The following is a 1838-nucleotide window of genomic DNA, read 5'->3' as shown; positions in this document are numbered from 1 at the left end:
TAAAAGCTGAAAATGCGGTCGAATTGGCGGCATGTCCAGATATTAATGGTGCGTTGGTAGGCGGTGCTTCATTAAATGCAGTATCTTTTTATCAAATCGTACAAGCCTTTGCACAAAGTAAATAACGAGGATAGGGTATGCACTCTTTTGTACTGATCGTACATATTATTTTAGCGGTACTGATGATTGCCTTGATTCTAGTGCAACACGGTAAAGGTGCTGATGCCGGTGCTTCTTTCGGCGGTGGCGGAGCAGCAACTGTATTTGGTGCATCAGGTTCAGGTAACTTCCTTACTCGACTTACTGCTATCTTAACAGCGTTGTTTTTTGTGACGAGTTTAACTCTCGCTGTTTTTGCGAAAAAACAGACTACTGATGCATATAGTTTGAAAACTGTACAAACTACAGCGCCAGTTCAAACGACATCGCCTGAAACTTCACCAAATGCACCAAAATCGAGTCAATAATTCGAAATAGGGCTTTCCTTTTGCAGTGGGAAGGACTAGAATGCGTCCCACAAGCTGCGGTGGTGGTGGAATTGGTAGACACGCTACCTTGAGGTGGTAGTGCCTTCGGGCGTGGGGGTTCAAGTCCCCCCTTCCGCACCAACTTTGAACCAGAAAGTTGAGTGCAAGCAGTTTTTTGATGCGGGATGGAGCAGTCTGGTAGCTCGTCGGGCTCATAACCCGAAGGTCGTTGGTTCAAATCCAGCTCCCGCTACCAAGTTTCTTAAAAGAGGCTCACAGACAGGTGGGCCTTTTTGCACAGTGGACTATTGTTTTCTGTGCTAAATAGGGGCGATTAACGCCCTTTTTTATTGGTTATCGTATCGCTATCGTGTAGTGTCGACATCAATTGGTCAAATAGTCATGCTTCACTATAGTAGGTCTGTGTCGGTTAAAACAACCGATTGAATCGCACGAGAATGACGAGAGTAAATGAAATTATCAAATAAATCCCAAGCATTGCATGACTTAATTGTTCCTGCAGTGGAAGCATGTGGTGTCGACCTTTGGGGGATCGAGTTTCTCCCACAAGGTAAACGTTCATTATTGCGTATTTATATCGATAAAGCGGTAAGTGAAGATGCTGAGCCTGTAATTAATGAAGATGGTGAAGTAGAACTAGGCCGTGGTATTGGTGTACAAGATTGTGTGCGTGTAACACAACAAGTTGGCGCAATGTTGGATGTTCATGATCCAATCTCAGGTGAGTATTCATTAGAAGTTTCTTCACCAGGTTGGGACCGTCCATTTTTTCAACTAGAACAGTTACAAGGCTACATCGGACAACAAATTGCTTTGCGTTTAATTGCAGCAGTAGAAAACCGTCGTAAATTTCAAGCAAAACTTATCGCAGTAGACCTTGAAAATGAAGAAATTCAGGTTGAAGTTGATGGGAAGCATGTGCTTGTGATCGACAGCAACAATATCGATAAAGCAAACTTGATCTATCAAGATTAAATTTATTTAAATTTTATAAGAAATCGGTAGGTGACTTATGGGCCGCGAAATTCTTACCGTTGTTGAAACGGTTAGTAATGAAAAAGGTGTTAGTCGTGAAGCGATCTTCGAAGCTTTAGAACAAGCTCTAGTTGCTGCAACGAAGAAAAGATTTTACGAAGGTACGCATGCTGAAGAAGCTCAGCTTCGTGTAGAAATTGATCGTAAAACTGGTGATTACCGTACGTTCCGTCAATGGACTGTTGTGGCAGATGAAGATCACGAGATGCCAGCTTGCCAAGATGCAATTTCTGACGTTGATCCAGCTAAATGGTCAATTGGTGACGTGCGTGAACTCGAAGTAGAATCTATTGAGTTTGGTCGTATTGCTGCACA

Annotated in this window: 4 protein-coding genes and 2 tRNA genes; all 6 read left to right on the top strand. The window is 42.9% G+C overall.

Annotated features, from left to right (window positions below; genetic code table 11):
- Window positions 1–125: triose-phosphate isomerase (locus J536_RS25625; RefSeq protein WP_171071517.1), on the top strand; the 125-nt coding region annotated here is incomplete at its 5' end.
- 12 nt (window positions 126–137) lie between these two features.
- Entirely contained in the window at window positions 138–467 is a 330-nt protein-coding gene (gene secG, locus J536_RS24185; RefSeq protein ID WP_002115012.1) for a preprotein translocase subunit SecG, read from the top strand.
- Between the two features lie 56 nt (window positions 468–523).
- Window positions 524–608: transfer RNA gene (locus tag J536_RS24180), tRNA-Leu, on the top strand.
- A 38-nt stretch (window positions 609–646) separates the two neighbouring features.
- A tRNA-Met gene (locus J536_RS24175) sits at window positions 647–723 on the top strand.
- A 215-nt stretch (window positions 724–938) separates the two neighbouring features.
- The gene (gene rimP, locus J536_RS24170) at window positions 939–1463 is read left to right on the top strand and encodes a ribosome maturation factor RimP (protein WP_002114922.1); all 525 of its coding nucleotides are present in this window, start codon (window positions 939–941) and stop codon (window positions 1461–1463) included.
- A gap of 37 nt (window positions 1464–1500) precedes the next feature.
- A partial coding sequence (locus J536_RS24165) for a NusA N-terminal domain-containing protein (protein WP_032063692.1) occupies window positions 1501–1838 on the top strand: 338 nt, incomplete at its 3' end.

This window comes from Acinetobacter sp. 809848 (genome assembly GCF_000581275.1).
In the GTDB taxonomy this organism is placed as follows: domain Bacteria; phylum Pseudomonadota; class Gammaproteobacteria; order Pseudomonadales; family Moraxellaceae; genus Acinetobacter; species Acinetobacter pittii.
Note: the sequence above shows the minus strand (reverse complement) of the source record. Positions and strands in the feature narration are given on the sequence as shown.

What these genes read in the sequence shown, in the direction of transcription:
- secG (WP_002115012.1), top strand. Translation starts at nt 138, where the DNA reads ATGCACTCTTTTGTACTGATCGTACATATTATTTTAGCGGTACTGATG.
- rimP (WP_002114922.1), top strand. Translation starts at nt 939, where the DNA reads ATGAAATTATCAAATAAATCCCAAGCATTGCATGACTTAATTGTTCCT.